A 17,799-nucleotide genomic window follows, 5' to 3' on the forward strand; every position below is an offset into this window, starting at 1 on the left:
GGCCGGGGCGCGCGCTGCGTCTACTGTAGGGTTCGATCCAGTGATGCTGCGTACGTCCTCGTGATAACGTCTGCCGCATCCGCAACCGCTCGGACGTGACAACCGCTTCGGACGCTGCCCGGGATCTCCCGGTCTCAGGCAGGTGCATGGCACCGTTGGCCCTACGAATATGCCACTCGTGGGGTCTTTCTACACAATTATCCACAGGTGTGGAGAACGCCTGGGGATAACTCGCGGCCCGGTGTGGCCGAGCGCAGGTGGGGCCGGTTTGACCGGTTTATCGACGGTAAGTACTCTCGTACAGTCATCCCTTGGTGTGGTGACCGTTCTGTGCTGACCGTTCGCCAGGACTCACCCACCGACGATGACCTCACCGAATCACCAAAAAGCTTCGGGTGCCGCCTGGTGCCCACCAACTCGAGGAGTGTTGACCGTGGCCAAGGGCAAGCGGACGTTCCAGCCGAACAACCGTCGTCGGGCGCGGGTTCACGGTTTCCGCCTCCGGATGCGGACCCGTGCGGGCCGCGCCATCGTTTCGTCGCGTCGCCGCAAGGGCCGCGCCAGCCTCACGGCCTGATTCCCTCCCGGATTCGGTGTCCGATGCCCGGCCCGAAGGCGCCCCTGATCGCTGATCGCTCACTCGGCCCCGGAACCTCGGGTGCTTCCTGAGCCGTATCGGCTGCATCACCGTGCCGATTTCTCCCGGACGGTGCGGCGCGGCCGTCGTGTCGGGAGACGGGACCTGGTCGTGCACGCCTTCGTGCACGACATCGATCCGGCCGCCCCGGTCGGCGCAGATGGTATCGACAGCACAGACGTGCTGATCCGCGTGGGGGGGCTGGCCCGTATGGGAGGCCCGCGGTTCGGCTTGATCGTCAGCAAGGCGGTGGGTCCAGCGGTGGTTCGCCACCGGGTGGCCCGCCGCCTGCGTCATATATGCGCCGAGATACACCCCGAACTTCCCACCGAGGCCGATATCGTCATCCGCGCGCTCCCCGGATCGGCCACCCTTGGGTCCGACGAGCTGCGCCGCCAGCTGCACAGTGGACTGCGTAAACTCGGGGTGCCCCTGAACCAGAGCAGGTGAGCAAGGCGTGAAGATCATCCCGACCCTGACCCGGCTACCCGCTGACGTTCTGATATTCCTGATCGAGCTGTACCGGACCTACGTCTCCCCCACGCGCATGCCGGTCTGCCGTTTCACACCGACCTGTAGCGAATACGCGGTCACCGCGCTGCGCACCAGGGGGCTCGTCGTCGGCCTCGGACTGACGGTCGTGCGATTGGCCAAATGCGCACCCTGGCACCCTGGTGGGTGGGATCCCGTCCCGGAGCGGAAGCAGCGTGCGCGCCGCGACGAGCACGGGAACGTGGCAGTCGCCGAATCGACGCGGGAAACCGGTCCGCTGACCGACTCGGTGCAGGCGCCCAAGGCTTGTAAAGGATCACCGTCCGCGGTGATCGGCGACACGAACGACGGGAGTGCATAGAGCCGTGCTCGATTTCATCTACTATCCGGTGTCCTGGATCCTCTGGTTATGGCACCGGGTTTTCGGGTTCGCTTTCGGCGCTGACAACGGCCTTACTTGGGCGCTGGCCGTGGTGTTCCTGGTGTTCACGCTGCGGCTGGTGCTCTATAAGCCGTTCGTGAAGCAGGTGCGCACCACCAAACAGATGCAGGAACTGCAGCCGCAGATCAAAGAGCTGCAGAAGCGATACAAGAACGACCGCCAGAAGATGGCGCTGGAGATGCAGAAGCTCCAGAAGGAGAACGGCTTCAACCCGTTGATGGGCTGTCTGCCGATCCTGGCCCAGGTGCCGGTCTTCCTGGGTCTGTTCCATGTGCTGCGTTCGTTCAACCGGACCGGCCACGGCTTCGGCCAGCTCGGGATGGACCCCTATACCAACGCGCACACCCCCAACTATGTCTTCAGCGCGGCCGACGTCCAATCGTTCCTGAGTGCCCGTATCTTCGGCGCCCCGATTTCGGCGTTCATCACTACACCGATGAGTGAGCTGCAGGCCTTCGCCGACTACGGCGGTGTGCCCAGCCGGGTCAGCATCGCGGCGGTAGCCATCCCGCTGATGATCATCGCGTCGGTGGCCACCCACTTCAACGCTCGCGCCTCTGTCGCACGGCAGACCCCCGAGGCCGCCGCCAACCCGCAGGCTGCGTTGATGAACAAACTGGCGCTCTGGGTGTTCCCGCTCGGTGTGCTCGTCGGTGGTCCGTTCCTGCCGATCGCCATCCTGCTCTACTGGGTCTCCAACAACATCTGGACCTACGGGCAGCAGCATCTGGTCTTCGGCCGGATGGCGAAAGAAGAAGAAGCGAAGAAGCAGGCAAAGCTGGAACAGCGGGCGCAGAACGCCCCCAAGCCGGGCGCCAAGCCGATCGATACGAAGAAGAAGCAGCCGGCAGCTTCCAGCACGACGACCGCGAGCGACGAGACCGCCACCAATGGGACCGTCGCGCCTGCGGCCAAAGCCGGGGCAGGCAAGTCCGGAGGCGGTAAACAGGCGGGCCAGCGGAGGTCAGGCGGGCAGAAGCGGCCGGGCAACCGCGGCCGGGCGAACCAGAAACGCCGCCGCTGAACCGGTAGCAATCCGCTCTCAGAGCAACCCTTTGATCGGGGTGACGTCCGGCGACCCGGGCGCACCCGACGAGCAGATGAAGGAAAGCAAATGACTGTTGAGACCGACGGAGGGGACGCCACCGTGGCGACGACCGTGGATCCCGGAGCCGCCTCCGACGATGTGGTGAGCGATGCCAGCGATCTCGAGGAAGCACTGATCGAAGAGGGCGAGATCGCGGGCGACTATCTCGAACAACTGCTGGATGTGCTCGACTTCGACGGTGATATCGATCTCGATGTCGAGGGCGATCGCGCGGTGGTGAGTATCGATGGCGGCAGGGATCTGTCGAAGCTGGTGGGCCGCGGCGGTGAGGTGCTGGATGCGCTGCAGGAGCTGACCCGGCTTGCGGTGCAACAGGCGACCGGCGTGCGGAGCAGGCTGATGCTGGATGTGGCGGGCTGGCGTGCCAAGCGCCGGGAGGATCTGAGCGCGCTCGGCGCCGCGGCGGCAAAGCGTGTACTGGAGACCGGGGCACCCGAAGCGCTCGCCCCCATGACGCCGTTCGAGCGGAAGATCGTGCACGACGCGGTCGCGGCGGTTGATGGTGTCGCCAGCGAGAGCGAAGGTGTGGAGCCGAACCGGCGCGTTGTCGTAGTGCCGGATTGAGCGATACCGAACGTCGCATGCGCTGAACCGGTGCGCGGTGGTTGGATAGGGCCTCAGGTCTTCGGACCGGGGCCCTTCGCCGTATCCGGCTGTAGTTCGTAGTTCCGGCCCCGTGGCAGGGCCTCCCCCGATAACCGCTTGGAAGGATGTTTCACGTGGAACGAGAGCCTGGCCCAGCGGCCGCGACACCGGCCGAGCTCGCGCCCCCTGCGAGCGCGTCGACCGTTTTCGGCGCTCGGCTCGACCTCGCACGGCAGTACTGTGCGGCGTTGGCGACGGCGGGTGTCGAGCGGGGGCTGATCGGTCCGCGTGAAGTACCGCGTCTCTGGGATCGGCATATCTTGAACTGCGCGGTGGTCGGCGAACTGATCGGCGAGGGCGCGTCGGTGGTCGATATCGGCAGCGGTGCCGGGCTGCCCGGAATCCCCCTCGCGATCGCCAGGCCGGACCTTCGGATCACCCTCGTCGAACCGTTGCTGCGGCGAACGGTATTCCTCAGCGAGTTCATCGAGGAGGCCGGTCTCGAGGTAACCGTTGTGCGAGGGCGGGCCGAACAGTCCGGCGTAATCCACGAAGCAGGCGGCGCTGATGTCGTGACCTCCCGGGCGGTGGCGCCGCTGGCGAAGCTGGTGCAATGGTCACTCCCCCTGGTCCGGGAGCACGGCCGGATGCTCGCACTCAAAGGTGTGAGCGCCGCGGAGGAATTGGAACGAGATCGCGACGCATTGGAACGTGCGGGCGCCGGCAACGTCGAGGTCCTCGAATGCGGCGCGGGGTTGGTGTCCACTCCGACTCTGGTGATCAGCGCGGAACGCCTGCGCCGTTCCGAGCGCACCCCTAAGACCCGGTCCGAACGAGTAAGCAGACGAGCCGCCCGCGCGGTCCGGAAGAAGTCCTGAGCCTGCCGCGGTCTGCCGGTTCCACGTGAAACGCACCCTCCCGGTTCCACATGAAACACCTCGGGTCGGCTTCCGGTAAAGCGCCTCGGATCGGTTCCACGTGAAACGACGCTAACGTCCTGTACACCCGCGTAAGCGAGCGCAGCGAGCGGAATGCGCCCCTCGGGACCTCGCGCCCCTTGGGTGCGTGCTCGGCTGACCGAGTCGCGGGCATGTTTCCCGTGAAACATTGCTTCGGACGCCTGGAACCACACAGTTGTGCGTGTCGCGTGCGCGTCGCCGCGATTCAGCTTTCTTATCGCGCTTCGGGCTGGCAAGCTAAGGGGCGTCGGGCGTGAGCGTTGGTGCCACGGAGGGATGTTGGTGTGCGGCAGGAGCTCCGCTCGGTCGATCGGGCGCCGCGGTCCCGGTCGAGCATCGAGTTCGATCCGACATGGCTTGTTTGACGTCACGGCGCCTGCCTTCGGGTGGGAGCCGCGTGATCTGGAGTTTTCGCGTTAGGAGCTGTCTATGTCGAGCGGTTCAGCGAATGTTTCACGGGAAACATCGCGTGTCCCGGGAATGTTGGATGCCAGCAATATCGGCCCGGAAGCATTCGGGAGCACACCGTTCGGACACATCTCCCCCGCCGAGACGCCGATCGCTGCCGAGGCGCACCGCGCGAGTCAGCTGATGCACCCAGGAAAGGTGGCAGTGCCGAAACCGCATGAGCAACGCATCATCACCGTCGCCAATCAGAAGGGCGGGGTCGGTAAGACGACAACCACAGTGAACCTTGCGGCGGCGTTAGCGCATCAGGGGATGAAAGTCCTCGTGATCGATCTGGATCCGCAGGGCAATGCGAGTACCGCGCTGGGTGTCGACCACCACTCCGGTGTGCCGTCCACCTATGAATTGCTCATCGGTGAGATCAAGGTGCAGGACGCGATCCAGCAGAGTCCGCACAGCGAGCGGCTGCTCTGCATCCCGGCGACGATCGACCTCGCCGGCGCCGAGATCGAGTTGGTGTCGATGGTGGCGCGTGAGGGACGACTCAAGGCAGCCATTCAAGAAGCCAATATCGCGGGCTACGACATCGACTACGTCATGATCGATTGCCCGCCCTCGCTCGGCCTGCTGACGGTCAATGCGATGGTCGCGGCCAAGGAGGTGCTGATCCCCATCCAGTGCGAGTACTACGCGCTGGAGGGCGTCGGCCAGCTCATCCGCAATATCGGTCTGGTGCAGTCGCATTTGAACCCGGAGCTGCATGTATCGACCGTGATCCTCACCATGTACGACGGCCGGACCAAACTGGCCGACCAGGTCGCCGAAGAGGTACGCGGTCATTTCGGCGATGTGGTGCTGCGTTCGGTTATCCCACGCAGTGTGAAGGTTTCCGAAGCGCCGGGCTACGGGATGACCGTGCTCGACTACGATCCCGGGTCCCGAGGTGCGATGAGCTACCTGGACGCTGGGCGCGAAATAGCGGCCCGTGCGGTGGCGAAACGTGCCGCCGCTGCGGATGGTGTGGTGTGAACTGGATCGAGTGGGTGATCGGGCGTGGTGGCGGAACGAGGAAAGGGTAGGCCGATGAGTCACTCGAAGAAGGGTGGGCTGGGACGCGGTCTTGCGGCATTGATTCCGACGGGGCCGGATATGGGTACCGGTGCTGGCACCAGTCCTGACACCGACACGGTCACTGCTCCTGACCCTGGCCCGCGAACCGGTATCGGCGCTGGCAGCGGACACCGGAACGGCAATGGCTACCGCAAGAGCAACGGCCTCGGTAGCGGGCTGGGCAGTGCAGCCGGCTTGGGTACCGCAGCGGCCAATGTCGTTATCGGTGCCGACCCTGGATATCGGCCCGTATCCGAGGTGCCGAGTCCGGTCCTGGAATCCGAAACAGAGTTGGCCTCCCCCGGTGACGCGGTGTACCGCGAGATCCGCCCGGATCAGATCGAGCCGAACCCCAAACAGCCGCGGCAGGTTTTCGACGAGGCCGCGCTGGCCGAGCTCGTGCATTCGATCCGTGAGTTCGGCCTGATGCAGCCGATCGTGGTGCGCAAGCTCGACGCGGATCGGTATCAGCTCGTCATGGGTGAGCGTCGGTGGCGGGCCTGCCAGGAAGCCGGTGTAGAGACGATCCCGGCGATCGTCCGGGAAACCGCCGACGACTCGTTGCTTCGCGATGCCCTGTTGGAGAACATCCACCGGGTGCAGCTCAACCCGCTCGAAGAGGCGGCCGCTTACCAGCAGCTGCTCGAAGAGTTCGATGTCACCCATGAGGAACTGGCGAGTCGGCTCGGCCGATCCCGGCCGGTCGTGACGAATATGATCCGCCTGCTGAAGCTGCCGATCCCGGTACAGCGCCGGGTCGCGGCCGGGGTGCTGTCGGCGGGGCATGCTCGTGCCCTGCTCGGTGTGGAGGCGGGGGCCGACGCACAGGAGGTGCTTGCGGCCCGCATCGTCGCCGAGGGGCTGTCGGTTCGGGCGACGGAAGAGGCGGTCATGCTCGCCAACCGTGAGCCGGAGACCGCTGCCCCGCCCGCTCCGCGGCGTAATCCGGTTCCCGCTCCAGGGCTGCAGGATGTCGCGGAGCGGTTATCGGAATCGTTCGATACTCGGGTTACGGTGAGCCTGGGTAAGCGTAAGGGCAAGATCGTGGTCGAGTTCGGTTCGGTCGACGATCTGGAGCGGATTGTCGGTCTGATGCAACACTCAGGTACCGAAAATTGAACTAGCAGCCTGTGATTGATGACCTGGCGACGAAACGTCACTGTGACGACGCCGGAAATGTCTGAATTGGCGCGTGTGCATCCGGGCTCGGCTCCCTAACCTGTCCCCCGGGCCGGGTGCGCAGCGACGTGGGAGCGAGGCGGATTCCTTGATCGCATATTCTTGCTGGCGAGAAAACAATGATGCGGCGTGAGCGTAGATGAATCGGACAGCTGGAGGCTGAGTAGAGCGGTGTCGACCAGCGTCACAGCACTTACCTTGGACGGGCTCAGTCGGTTGCCCGCGCATGCTAGACGCTGTGTGTTCTGGGAGATCGACCCCGCGGTCGCAGCCGATTCGCGTGAGTTCAGCGATCCGGTTTTCGAGAAGGAAGCCTGGCTGTCGACTGTTCTGCTCGAATGGGGGTCGTGCGGGCAGGTGGCCACTGTCGACAGGAAGAGCGCGGGCTGCGCTCTGTACGCACCACCGAGCGCAGTGCCGCGGTCTACTCTCTTCCCCACCTCCCCGGTGAGCCCGGATGCGGTGCTGTTGACAACTCTGCACGCGGAGCCGCCCTTTCAGGACGGTGATATCGCGCATCGTCTGGTGCAGGGGGTAGTGGCCGATCTGGTGCGCCGCGGGGTGCGTGCGCTGGAAGCGTTCGGTATCCGGGTCGCCCCGCCGAGCACCGCGCTATCGGACCGTCCGGTCGGCTCGATGCGGTTGATGGAACGGATCGGGGCCCCAGACAGCAAACGCGCGGCCGGGCATTCCGGTACCGGGTGTGCACCGGAGACCTGCATGATCGACGCGGATTTCCTGGAGGATGTCGGCTTCGAGGTGGTGGCGGCGCATCACCGTTTTCCGCGATTGCGGCTGGAGCTCGATTCCGATCACGGCTGGAAGGAAGATGTGGAGCGCGCGCTGGATCAGCTGCTCGCAGCCGCCTCCATATCGGTGCCGACTCGGATACTCACCATCTGAACTGTTATACGAACTCCGATGACGTTGCCCCTGCCGACTCGAAGGTCCACAGGGGCAACGTGCGGAGAAAGGTCTGTGCTCAGCTGCGATCGGCTGCGGCCAACTCCTCGGCCAGCAGTTCGGCGAATGTGTAGGTCCCGGTGGGCTGATCGTCCTGACCCAGCAGGTACAGCCGTTTCACCGAGATCAGGATCGCTTCGGCGATGACATCGCGCATCCGCGGGTTGGCCAGCACCGACGCGTCGTATTCATTGGTGAGATAACCGATATCGACCTGGACGGTCGGCATTTTGGTGAGACGCAGCAGGTCCCAGGTGCGCTGATGGGTGCGGCAGTCCTGTAACGAGGTCCGCGCCACCACTTCGCGCTGGATGAATCCTGCGAGCACCTGGCCGATCATCGACACCGAGCCGTGCGAATTACCGAAGTAGAAACCGGCGACGCCGTTGGCGGACGGGCTGGGATTAGTGGCGCAGCGCAGCGAGATCATCAGGTCGGCGTCGAACGCGTTGGAGGTTTCGGCCCGCTCCGCATCGGTGGGGTTGGCCCCCCACGGGCGGGACAGGAATGTTTCCATCCCGGTGGCCGCCATCCGGCCCTCGAGCCGACTGGCCAGATCCCACAGGATCTCCGATTCGTATACGTCGCCGAATTCGGTCGGCACGGCATGGCCGCGGTCCGGGCCGCCGAGGCCGGGATCGATGACGATCCGCTTACCCGTCAGCTGTGGACCCGCTCGATGTACCACTTCCTCCTCGGCGATTCGGTGCGGATTGCCGCCGGTGACCCGCGCACCGAGCAGGTCGAGAGAGCGCAGGGTGTCCGGGCCGCAGATACCGTCCGCGGCCAGGCCGATTTCCCGCTGGAACGCGGTCAGCCCATCGTGGGTGTGCGGTCCGAAATAGCCGTCGACCCGGTGCACGTAAAAGCCGAGATCCTGCAGTCTGCGCTGCAGGGTCGCGACATCGTCCCCATAGAGCGGCGCGGACAACTGGTAGATCAGCGTGCGTGCGCCGAGTCGATAGGACGCTTCTTTCAGTGCCCGATAGGTCGCCGGTCCGACGACACCGTCGACGAGCAGCCCGCGATGCTGCTGGAATGCCCGGATCGCGGAATCGAGGTGGTGATCGAAGGTGGCCGCGGTGTCTTTCCAGTATTCGCGCGAGTTGCCGTTGTCGATACCGTTGTGCGCGTGCAGGAACCCCAGACTTGCCAGGGTGCTCCGAACCTCTGCTACGGCTGGACCGGTATCGCCGTGACGAAGTCGGTGCATGCGTGAGGGCCCTTTCCTTCCGTCAAACGCGGGTACCCACTCATGCGATGGTCTACACCCTCGCACGACCGGAGCGTCGGTCGATTGTCTCAGACCCGGACGGTAATTCAGCAATTGCCGGGTCAGGGGCATATTACGGCGCGTCGCCGATTCACGTCGTCAGATGACGCCTTCGAGTTCGCGCAGCAGGGCGGCTTTGCCCTTTGCACCGACGATCTGCTTCACCGGCTTACCGCCGGCGAACAGCATCATAGTCGGCAGCGACAGCACCTGGTAATCGCGGGCGGTGGTCGGATTGGCGTCCACGTCCAGTTTGGCCACGGTCAGCTTCTCGGCATGCGTGCCCGCGATCTCCTCCAGTACCGGGGCGACCATTTTGCACGGTCCGCACCAGTCGGCCCAGAAGTCGACAAGCACGGGCTTCTCGCTGAGCAGCACCTCATCGGCGAATGTCGCGTCGGTGACAGTGACCGTTTTGCCGTTTTCGGACATGGGTGTTTCTCCTTGCGTTAGATGAGGGCGAAAGGCTCAGTTGGGGGAAACGGCGACGGGCTCGTCGGCGTTTTCCAGGGTGTTACTGGTGATATCGCCCTGCTCGGCCAGCCAGCGCTCGGCGTCGATTGCGGCGCGGCAGCCGGTTCCTGCGGCGGTAATGGCCTGCCGGTAGGTGTGGTCGACCAGATCGCCTGCGGCGAAAACACCGGCTACGCCGGTCGCGGTGCTCGGTTCCTGAACCTTGACGTAGCCCTCACTGTCCACTTCGACCTGGCCGCGAACCAGTTCGCTGCGCGGGTCGTGGCCGATGGCGACGAACAGGCCGGTGGCCGCGAGTTCGGAGGTTTCGCCGGTGCGGGTGTCACGCAGGGTAAGCCCGGTCACGCTGTTGTCGCCGTGCACCTGAACCACTTCCGCGTTGGTGACGAACTTGATCTTCTCGTTGGCCTTGGCCCGTTCCAGCATGATGCGCGAGGCGCGGAACTCTTCGCGCCGGTGCACGATCGTCACGCTGGAGGCGAACTTGGTGAGGAAGGTCGCCTCCTCCATCGCGGAGTCGCCGCCGCCGACCACCACGATGTCTTGGCCCTTGAAGAAGAAGCCGTCGCAGGTGGCGCAGGCGCTGACGCCGCGGCCGAGCAGCTCCTGCTCACCGGGCACGTTCAGGTAGCGCGCGGCCGATCCCATGGCCAGGACCACCGCGTACGCCTGATAGGTCTCGTCGCCGACGGTGACCTTCTTGACCGGTCCGGACAGGTCTATCGCGTCGACGTCTTCGGTGCGGATCTCGGCGCCGAAGCGTTTGGCCTGCTCACGCATCTGTTCCATGAGGTCAGGGCCCATGATGCCATCACGGAAGCCGGGGAAGTTCTCGACATCGGTCGTGGTCATCAGCGCACCGCCGAACTGGGTTCCCTCGAACATCAGCGGTTGGAGTTCCGCGCGGGCGGCATAGACCGCGGCCGTGTAGCCGGCAGGTCCGGAGCCGACGATGATCAGGTCGCGAACTGGCGTGCTCATGTGGGCCTTCCGAAGAGTATGCGGGGGACGTGTCGGTCAACAACAGGGTAGGCGTTGTTGTTCCCCGGCCCCGCCGCTACCCGATGTCGGTGACGGCCAACACTTGTGGATCGCTGGGGCCGCACCCGGGGCCAACCACCAGGGCGGTGATCCGGGTCCCTTCCCCGCCGCCGACCAGGATGAGCACCGCGTCACGGCCCTGATAGCGCATATCGGTCGAGCCGAGCACACCGCTGTCCATGCCCGCGGCCCGCACACAGCCGGTAAGTGCGGCGGGTTCGGCGAGCCTGCCGCTGACGTCGTTGCGGCCCAGGGCGCGCAACGCTACCGCGGAGGTGATTCCCGGCTCGGGAGTGTCGGCCGTGGCTGACGGCGCTGCCGCTACCGGCTCGTTGGTGCCGTCGCGCACCACATCGACGATGAACGCAGCACAGGTGGCGGCGACGATAGCGGCCGCGGCAGCGGCGAGCAGGCGCAGGTTACGGCGCCGCGAATGCAGCGGGATGGGTTCGGCCGCAACCGGGTTCGGCGGGGCCTGCTCCGATGGGGTGGCGAACGGTACGGTTGCCTCGGCATCGGGGCCGCTTCCGCCCAGATACTCGGCCAGCAGTTCCAGCCGAGCGCCGACATCGGAGGGCATCGGATGGAGGATGGCATCGCTGCGGCCGAGCTCGCGCAACTGGGTGCGGACTTCGTCGAGCGAGTGCAGGTAGTTCTGGGCCTCCGGGTCGTGCTGAACGGCGGGCCATAATTGTTCGCCGAGGTCAGGGGCCACGTTGCCGGCGTGCAGGTCGGCGAGCAGCTCAGCCGGGAACGGAGGCTGCGGAACGGATCGGGTTGCCATCGCACCTCCAATGTTCTTTCATTTGAGCGTGCACCGAGCCCGGGGCTGAGGGGGTGCAGTGTGCTCTCTGAGGATGTGGTCGAGCGGGGTAGAACACTTCGTCACTATTACTGACGCAAACGGGCTACATCCGGTTCCCTGGATCCCGGAGAAATTCCACTCGTTCCTGCAGCCGCTGCCTGGCTCGAGCGCAACGGCTCTTGATCGTTCCTTCCGGAACACCGAGCAGCGCCGCCGCTTCCGAAACCGTATACCCTTCCATATCCACCGCAACCACCGCCGTGCGCTGATCCGGCGGTAGTGAGAAGAGTGCGGCGTCGAGCACCATCGATACCTCCAGTCCAGCGATATCGTCGCGCTGATATATCGGCTCGGGTATCGCGTCCGGCGACAGCGATATCGCCGGACGCGATTTGTTGCGGCGAATCCGGTCCAGACACGCGTTGACCACGATTGCGTGCAGCCAGCTGCGCACCTCGGCCTCACCCCGGAACGAGCCCGCGGTCCGGTGCGCCGACAGCAGCGCGTCCTGGAGCGAATCGGCGGCATCTTCGCGGGTATAAGAGGCGCGGAGCGCGGTCTGCCACAGATGGTCGTTATGTCTGCGTAGCAGTTCGGCGAAGGCGTGCGGCACTCCGCGGGCGTGTGCCCGGAGCAATTCGGCATCGGAGGCGAAGCCCGGTGCGAACGAGTCAGGGCCGGCGATGTCGCGTCGCGATCTCCCCCCGCGGAGCCCCTCATTCAGTTCGGACGACAATGCCAACCCCTTGGACAGCGCTCACGGTGGCAACCGGCCACGGCCGTTACCAGGAAATTGCAGCATTAGCAGCGTGCAGGATCGATAACGCTTGATCCCGGGAGGCTCCCTGCTGAGAGCGCGGCAGCATCATAACGTGGGGGTTGTTTGGGCGGCAACCGTTTCGGGCTGCCCGAGCCTATCGGAGGCGCACGAGTAACGCGCGGAAATCGGCCTTGTGGATAACGGCCGTTACGGGCTCGATCAGCGGGCTGTGTCGAAACGCAAATCGGCGATGGCGGTCTGGAACTGGCCGTCGGAGTTGCCGAGGCCGGTGATCCACACCAGGACATAGCGTGCGGGCTGATCGGTGTTCAGGGAGATCTCGGTGACCCCCTCACCGAGCCGGGCGGTGCCGATCAGCCGGGTTTGGTCGAGCGTCGGCGAGGTGGTCGACGAGGTACGGATCTCCACCGTGGTGCCGGGGCTCGGGGAGGTTATCGCGATCTTGTTCAGCTTCGCCGGGGACTGCAACGTCGCCAGCAGTCCGACCCCGTTCTTCAGGGCCGGGAACTGCTGGAAGTACTGGTCGGTGCGCCACATGGTGGATGGGTCGTCGTCCAGTACTGCGTCGGTGTTCTCGGGGCTGTCGGGAGTGCCCTCCGGGGAGAACACCGACACCGAACCGACCGGAACCGCAACGCCGGGCTCAGCCGCCGTCGTGGTTCCTGCGGTCGGTGCGGGAGCCGCCGGGGTGGAGCTGGGCGCGTTATCGGTGGTGAGACCGATATTGACCTGCTCGTTGAGCGGTTCGCTCGAATCCCCCGGCGCGAAAATGCTCACCATCCACCAGATGACGATGCCGACGACCAACGCGGTGAGGATGCCGAGCCCCACCATGATCCACATCATCCGCTGCGATTTCTCCCGCTCGGCCGCGAGCAGCTCGGGATCGGCCAGCGAATCGTCGGCCGACGCCGGGGCACGCTGACCCAACCGCAGTACCGGGATGAAATCGGTCTTCTGATCGACCACCGACGCCTGTTCCAGGACATGCTGCACCGTGGCCGCGGTACGCACACCCGCGCTGGAATCCAGCGACCGGACCGCGACCGCGGAAATCTCGAACGGTACGTCGGGACGGATCTGGCGGGGTTCGACGGGTGAGCCATCTGGACCGAAATCGGCCAGGTGTAGCCCGCCGACGGCGGCCGCGGCGCCGCTGACACCGGTGCGGATCGGCCAACGCGCAGTGATCAGCGCGTAGAGCATCGCGCCGAGGCCGCGGACATCGCCCTGCGGGTCGGCGTCACCGAGAGTGCCGGGGAAGGCGAGCACGGCGTCACCGGCCGCGCTGATCCGCACCCGATCGGGATGGTCGATCGACAACGCGCCACCGCTGCGGTGCGCGAGTTCGGCCGCCGATGCCAGCGCGCGCACCGCACGGGCCGCGCCGATCGGGGACGGAACGGTTTCGGCCATTTCGCGCAGGGAACGTCCGGGAGTCCATTCGGCCACCACGATGCCGCCGGAACTACCGCGCACCACATCGAGCACACGCGCCAGGCCGGGCGAGTTGATCCGGCCGAGCCGCAGGGTGCGCGACAGGATCGCCTGCGGGCCATCCTGCCCGGAGTTGTCGGCGGCCTTCTGGTCGGCGTCGACGAAGGTCAACGCGACCTCGCGGTCGAGCTTGATGTCGAGTGCCTGCCAGAACCGCAGTCCCCTTGTTCCGCCGTGATCGGCGAGTAGGCGGTAACGCCCGCCTGCCACCGATGCGCCGGGCATCAGCTTGGGTCCGCGCGGAGACCGGCGCGGTGGCCCCATTTCTGGACCTGGGGGCGGCATCTGGGGAACAGACACCGGGATCATCCCGGTGTCGTACATGGGATCGCGCGGCGGCAATTCCCTGTCGCCGGGATCCTGATCACTATCCTGCGCTGATTCGCGGCCGGGCGGACCGGCGTCGCCTTGCGGGGACGCGGGCTCGTACGGATCCGCCTGGTTCGGCGGGACATCGGTGGACAGACCGCTCGCCATCTTCGCGGGGTAATCGGCGGCTGGGACGTCGCCCACCGCGTCGTCGCTCACCCTCGGTCCTCCTTCGCCTTGGTATGTCGCAACTCCGGCGAATTCGCCACTTGTGCTTCTCTGCCGAACAGGGTACGGGAATGCGCCGCCGCCGGTGTTGTCAACCGAATCCGGGCGGATCACGGGCAGCACCATGGTCTGGGTATCCATGTACGGGTCGAAGCTCGAGTAGGCCAGATACGGATCGGGCCTGCGCAGGACCTGGGTAGCGTATTCGTCCTCGACGGGTTCGTCGAGATCCAGCGCGGGCGCGGGGGCGGTGATGCCGAGCTTGCGCGAGATGGCCACCGTGATGGCCACGATTTCTGGAATACCGATCAGTCGCATCAGACCGAACGCCACCGCGAACATCACAATCGCGGTGATGACGACCCGGACGAAGGAACCGGGGCCGCCGAAGGACTGAGTGAGCCGGTCCAGCCCGAGTACTTTGTCCGCGATCAGCATGACCGCACCGCCCGCGATCGACGCCAGCAGCACCCTGGTGATGGTCCGCCCGACATTGGCCATGCGGAGATCACCGAGACTGCGGTGCAGCAGATAGCCACCGATGAGAGCCCCGGTGGTGAAACCGAGGCCGGTGGCGACGCCGAGCACGATGACCACCTGTTCGCTGCTGCTCGCGACCAATGGGGCCAGCGCAGAGAAGACGATCTTGACCGCAGTGATGCCAAGGATGATCCAGGTCGGCGTCCACGCCTGCTCCCTGGCGTAGAACACCCGCAGATGGATCAACACCAGCGAATACGGGATGAGCGTGAAGGCCGACCAGGCCACCGCCATACCGAGGCGTTCGGCGTCCTCGGCGAACCGTCCGTAACCCATCAGCGCCTGCCCGACCTGCGGGCCTGCCAGGGTCAGGAAGGTGACGATCGGGATCAGCGCGATCATCGTCAACCGAGTGGCGACGGATAGATCGTCCACCACAGCGGGGGTGTCGTCGGCGGCGGCATTGCGGCTCAGGCGGGGCATGATCGCGGTGAGCAGCGTGACGCCGAGCACGCCGTACGGCAACTGCAGCAGCAGCCAGGCGTTCTGGTAGATCGCTGGACCGGCTGCGTCGGCCTGTGAGGAGATGTGGTTGGCGACAACTGCGCCGATCTGGCTGATCAGGACATACAGGATGATCGCAGCGGCCATCGTGCCGAACTGTTTGAGCCGCGCGTCCAGACCCCACAGCGGCCGCAGGTCGATCCCCTGGCGGCGAATTGCGGGGAGCAGGCTCACCGCCTGGATGATCACCCCCAGGGTGACACCGCAGCCGAGGACGAGCAGTTTCGGATCGCTCATCCGCACTGGGTCCAGAGTGATCTCACCTGGGGTGAGGGCGTAGAGCCCGAGCACCGCCAGGACCACAAGATTGTTCAGCACCGGCGCCCACGCGCCAGGACGGAACACCTGACGGGTATTGAGGATCGCGGTGAGCAGCGCCGACAGCCCGTAGAACAGTACGGCGGGTAGCAAGAGGAACGTCAACGCCGTGGTCAGCGCGGTGTTCACTTTGCCGTCGGCGGCGACGAAGACATGGGTGGCCAGCAGCGGTGCCATAGCGGTCGCCAGCAGCGCGGCGGTGGCCAACACCACGAACGCGGCCGTGCAGAGTCTTCGGATGAACGCAGCGCCGCCGTCGGCATCCTCCTGCTCCGCGCGCACCAGGGTGGGCACCACGATCGCGGTGAGCACGGCGCCGAGCACCAGCTCGGCGATCATATTCGGGATGAGACTGGCCGAGGTGAACGCACTGGCGATCGCCGGGCCGAGCACCGCGAGCAGCAGCAGCTGTTTACCGAAGCCGGTGATCCGGCTGATCAGTGTGGCGAAGGCGATCGAACCGGAATCGCGTAGCAGTTTGGCGTTGCCGCCGGATTTACCGCCCGATGTGTCGTCACCGGCTGTTGCTCCGGTCGCCTCGGCTACGTCGACCTTCTGGAAGCCTTTGGTGGTGGGACGTGAGCCGCGGTCCTCGCCCGCTCTGACCCGAGCCGGCTGCGCAGGAGGACGCCCCCGCAGCGGTTGCTCCTGGGGCGGAGGCTGTTGCCGGGGCTGAGCCACCTGCGGCGGTTGCTGCTGCGGCGGGAATTGCTCAGGCGGCGCCTGCGGCGGAACCGGGCGCCCATCCTGTGGCAGCCCATGCGGTGGGCGCAGCTGCTGCGCTGAGTAGGGCTCGTGGTCGGGTCGAGCGTGCGCCTCACCGTGTTCCGGCCGCGGCTGCTGCGGTCGCCGCTGTTGGGGAGGCCCCTCGCGCGGCGGGATCGCGTTCGGCCCAGTGCTTGGCTGTCTGCTGTCGTAACTCGGAGCCTGATCCCGCCTGGGCGGTACCCGGTCCGGCCGCACCGGAATCGGGCCGTGCCCGCGTTGACCCCGGTCGTGCTCGGCAGGCCCCTGATCATGCGCGGGTAATGCCTGGTCGTACCAAGGCTGGTCCCGGCTGTTCTGTGGTTGGGCCTGGTCATGCAGGGGCGCTTGGTCCGGCACGAATCGAGCCTGTTCATGTCCTGGCAGGCGTTGGTGGTGCCTGGGCGGCACTTGCTCGTGCCCAGGAACTGCGTCGTCTTGAAGCTGGGTCCAGTCATCCGGCGGTCGCGCGGGTGCGTGCCGCTGTGTCGGACCGTCCGGTACCTGCCCGAGTGGACCTCGTTCGTGCTCATGGTCGGCGGGCAGTGGGGCGTGCCCCGGTATCCGGTCGTCGTAACGCCGAGTTTCCTCGTCCAGGGGAGCCTGGTCATCGAGCGGATCAGCCTGGATGAGCCGGAACGACGGATCGTCCCAGCGTGGTATGTCGGGATTATCGTTCTGGGGCCCGGATGGCATCCGGTTGTATCCGGAACGAGCCTGGTCCGGGCGGGTACCGCTCCCGTCTTGTTGTGGGATCTGGCTGTCGAGCGCTCCTGGTGGGGGGAGCCGGTATGTCGACCCGTCCCAGCGGGGGGCGTCCGGATCGTGGTTCTGGGGCCCGGATGGCACCTGGTCGTATCCGGGAAGCGCCTGATCCGGACGGAGGCGAATCCCGTCATCTTGCGGGGTCGGGCCGTCGTAGGGGCCGGGGTGGGGGAGCCTATGTGTTGAGTTGTCCCAGTGCGGGGTGTTGGGCTCGTGGCCTCGGGGCCCGGGCGGCATCGGGTCGTACCCCGGGAGAGCTTGATCGGGGCGGGGGCGATTCTGGTCGTGTAGCGGCGACTGGCTGTCGAGGAGCCCGGGTTGGGGGAGCCGGTATGTCGAGTCGTCCCAGCGTGGGGCGTGGTCGTGCCCGCGCGGCATCGGGTTGTTCCGTAGTGGGTCTTGGTCGCCCTGAGACGGCGTTCGGTCGTGGTCGTACCAGGTCTCGGCCTGATCCCGCCGGGGCGGTACGGCCTGCCATGGGCCTGACGGTGGGCCCGCTGGTCTGCCTGCGGGTGGCATCGGCCGCGGACCGGGTGCGCGGTGCGGCTGATCGGGTACGGGGTAGCCCTCTTCGCCGGGGTGCCCCGCCCCGCCCGGCATGGGACGCGGCTGCGGCGGAAGCCGGCGCTGCTCGCCG

15 protein-coding genes are annotated in these 17,799 nt (G+C 66.0%); 9 read left to right on the forward strand and 6 right to left on the reverse strand.

Annotated features, from left to right (window positions below):
- The first annotated feature begins 433 nt into the window (after nt 1-433).
- The 9 genes from rpmH (at nt 434) to B0T44_RS13205 (ending at nt 7,823) form a co-directional block, all read left to right on the forward strand.
- Entirely contained in the window at nt 434-577 is a 144-nt protein-coding gene (rpmH, locus tag B0T44_RS13165) for a 50S ribosomal protein L34 (protein WP_077116220.1), read from the forward strand.
- A gap of 81 nt (nt 578-658) precedes the next feature.
- The gene (gene rnpA / locus B0T44_RS13170; protein ID WP_077116074.1) at nt 659-1,087 is read left to right on the forward strand and encodes a ribonuclease P protein component; all 429 of its coding nucleotides are present in this window, start codon (nt 659-661) and stop codon (nt 1,085-1,087) included.
- Between the two features lie 16 nt (nt 1,088-1,103).
- Nucleotides 1,104-1,490: a membrane protein insertion efficiency factor YidD gene (gene yidD, locus B0T44_RS13175; RefSeq protein ID WP_081512079.1), complete on the forward strand. Its 387-nt coding sequence runs from the start codon at nt 1,104-1,106 to the stop codon at nt 1,488-1,490.
- 4 nt (nt 1,491-1,494) lie between these two features.
- Entirely contained in the window at nt 1,495-2,595 is a 1,101-nt protein-coding gene (gene yidC / locus B0T44_RS13180; protein WP_077116071.1) for a membrane protein insertase YidC, read from the forward strand.
- Nucleotides 2,596-2,685: 90 nt separating this feature from the next.
- The gene (locus tag B0T44_RS13185; protein WP_077116070.1) at nt 2,686-3,243 is read left to right on the forward strand and encodes a Jag family protein; all 558 of its coding nucleotides are present in this window, start codon (nt 2,686-2,688) and stop codon (nt 3,241-3,243) included.
- A gap of 146 nt (nt 3,244-3,389) precedes the next feature.
- The gene (gene rsmG, locus B0T44_RS13190) at nt 3,390-4,142 is read left to right on the forward strand and encodes a 16S rRNA (guanine(527)-N(7))-methyltransferase RsmG (RefSeq protein WP_077116068.1); all 753 of its coding nucleotides are present in this window, start codon (nt 3,390-3,392) and stop codon (nt 4,140-4,142) included.
- Nucleotides 4,143-4,703: 561 nt separating this feature from the next.
- Nucleotides 4,704-5,660 carry a ParA family protein gene (locus tag B0T44_RS13195; RefSeq protein ID WP_245839430.1) on the forward strand — a complete coding sequence of 319 codons (957 nt, stop codon included), beginning with the start codon at nt 4,704-4,706 and terminating at the stop codon, nt 5,658-5,660.
- 54 nt (nt 5,661-5,714) lie between these two features.
- The gene (locus tag B0T44_RS13200; protein ID WP_077116065.1) at nt 5,715-6,860 is read left to right on the forward strand and encodes a ParB/RepB/Spo0J family partition protein; all 1,146 of its coding nucleotides are present in this window, start codon (nt 5,715-5,717) and stop codon (nt 6,858-6,860) included.
- A gap of 231 nt (nt 6,861-7,091) precedes the next feature.
- A complete protein-coding gene (locus tag B0T44_RS13205) occupies nt 7,092-7,823 on the forward strand; it encodes a hypothetical protein (RefSeq protein WP_077116064.1) in 732 nt (243 codons plus the stop codon).
- Between the two features lie 79 nt (nt 7,824-7,902).
- Here B0T44_RS13205 and B0T44_RS13210 read toward each other — a convergent pair whose 3' ends face one another.
- The 6 genes from B0T44_RS13210 to B0T44_RS13235 all read right to left on the reverse strand — a co-directional run bounded on the left by B0T44_RS13210 (nt 7,903) and on the right by B0T44_RS13235 (nt 16,292).
- Entirely contained in the window at nt 7,903-9,096 is a 1,194-nt protein-coding gene (locus B0T44_RS13210; protein ID WP_077116063.1) for an N-acetylmuramoyl-L-alanine amidase, read from the reverse strand.
- A 159-nt stretch (nt 9,097-9,255) separates the two neighbouring features.
- Nucleotides 9,256-9,588 (reverse strand): thioredoxin, encoded by a 333-nt coding sequence (gene trxA / locus B0T44_RS13215; RefSeq protein ID WP_077116061.1) that lies wholly within the window; start codon nt 9,586-9,588, stop codon nt 9,256-9,258.
- A 36-nt stretch (nt 9,589-9,624) separates the two neighbouring features.
- Entirely contained in the window at nt 9,625-10,611 is a 987-nt protein-coding gene (trxB, locus tag B0T44_RS13220) for a thioredoxin-disulfide reductase (protein WP_077116059.1), read from the reverse strand.
- Between the two features lie 76 nt (nt 10,612-10,687).
- On the reverse strand, nt 10,688-11,455 hold the full coding sequence (locus B0T44_RS13225) for an RsmA family anti-sigma factor (protein WP_077116058.1): 768 nt from the start codon (nt 11,453-11,455) through the stop codon (nt 10,688-10,690).
- Nucleotides 11,456-11,579: 124 nt separating this feature from the next.
- Nucleotides 11,580-12,161, reverse strand: a complete 582-nt coding sequence (gene sigM, locus B0T44_RS13230) for an RNA polymerase sigma factor SigM (RefSeq protein ID WP_077116219.1) — start codon at nt 12,159-12,161, stop codon at nt 11,580-11,582.
- 294 nt (nt 12,162-12,455) lie between these two features.
- Entirely contained in the window at nt 12,456-16,292 is a 3,837-nt protein-coding gene (locus B0T44_RS13235) for a murein biosynthesis integral membrane protein MurJ (RefSeq protein WP_077116218.1), read from the reverse strand.
- Nucleotides 16,293-17,799: the final 1,507 nt, after the last annotated feature.

This window comes from Nocardia donostiensis (assembly GCF_002081715.1).
Classification (GTDB): domain Bacteria; phylum Actinomycetota; class Actinomycetes; order Mycobacteriales; family Mycobacteriaceae; genus Nocardia; species Nocardia donostiensis.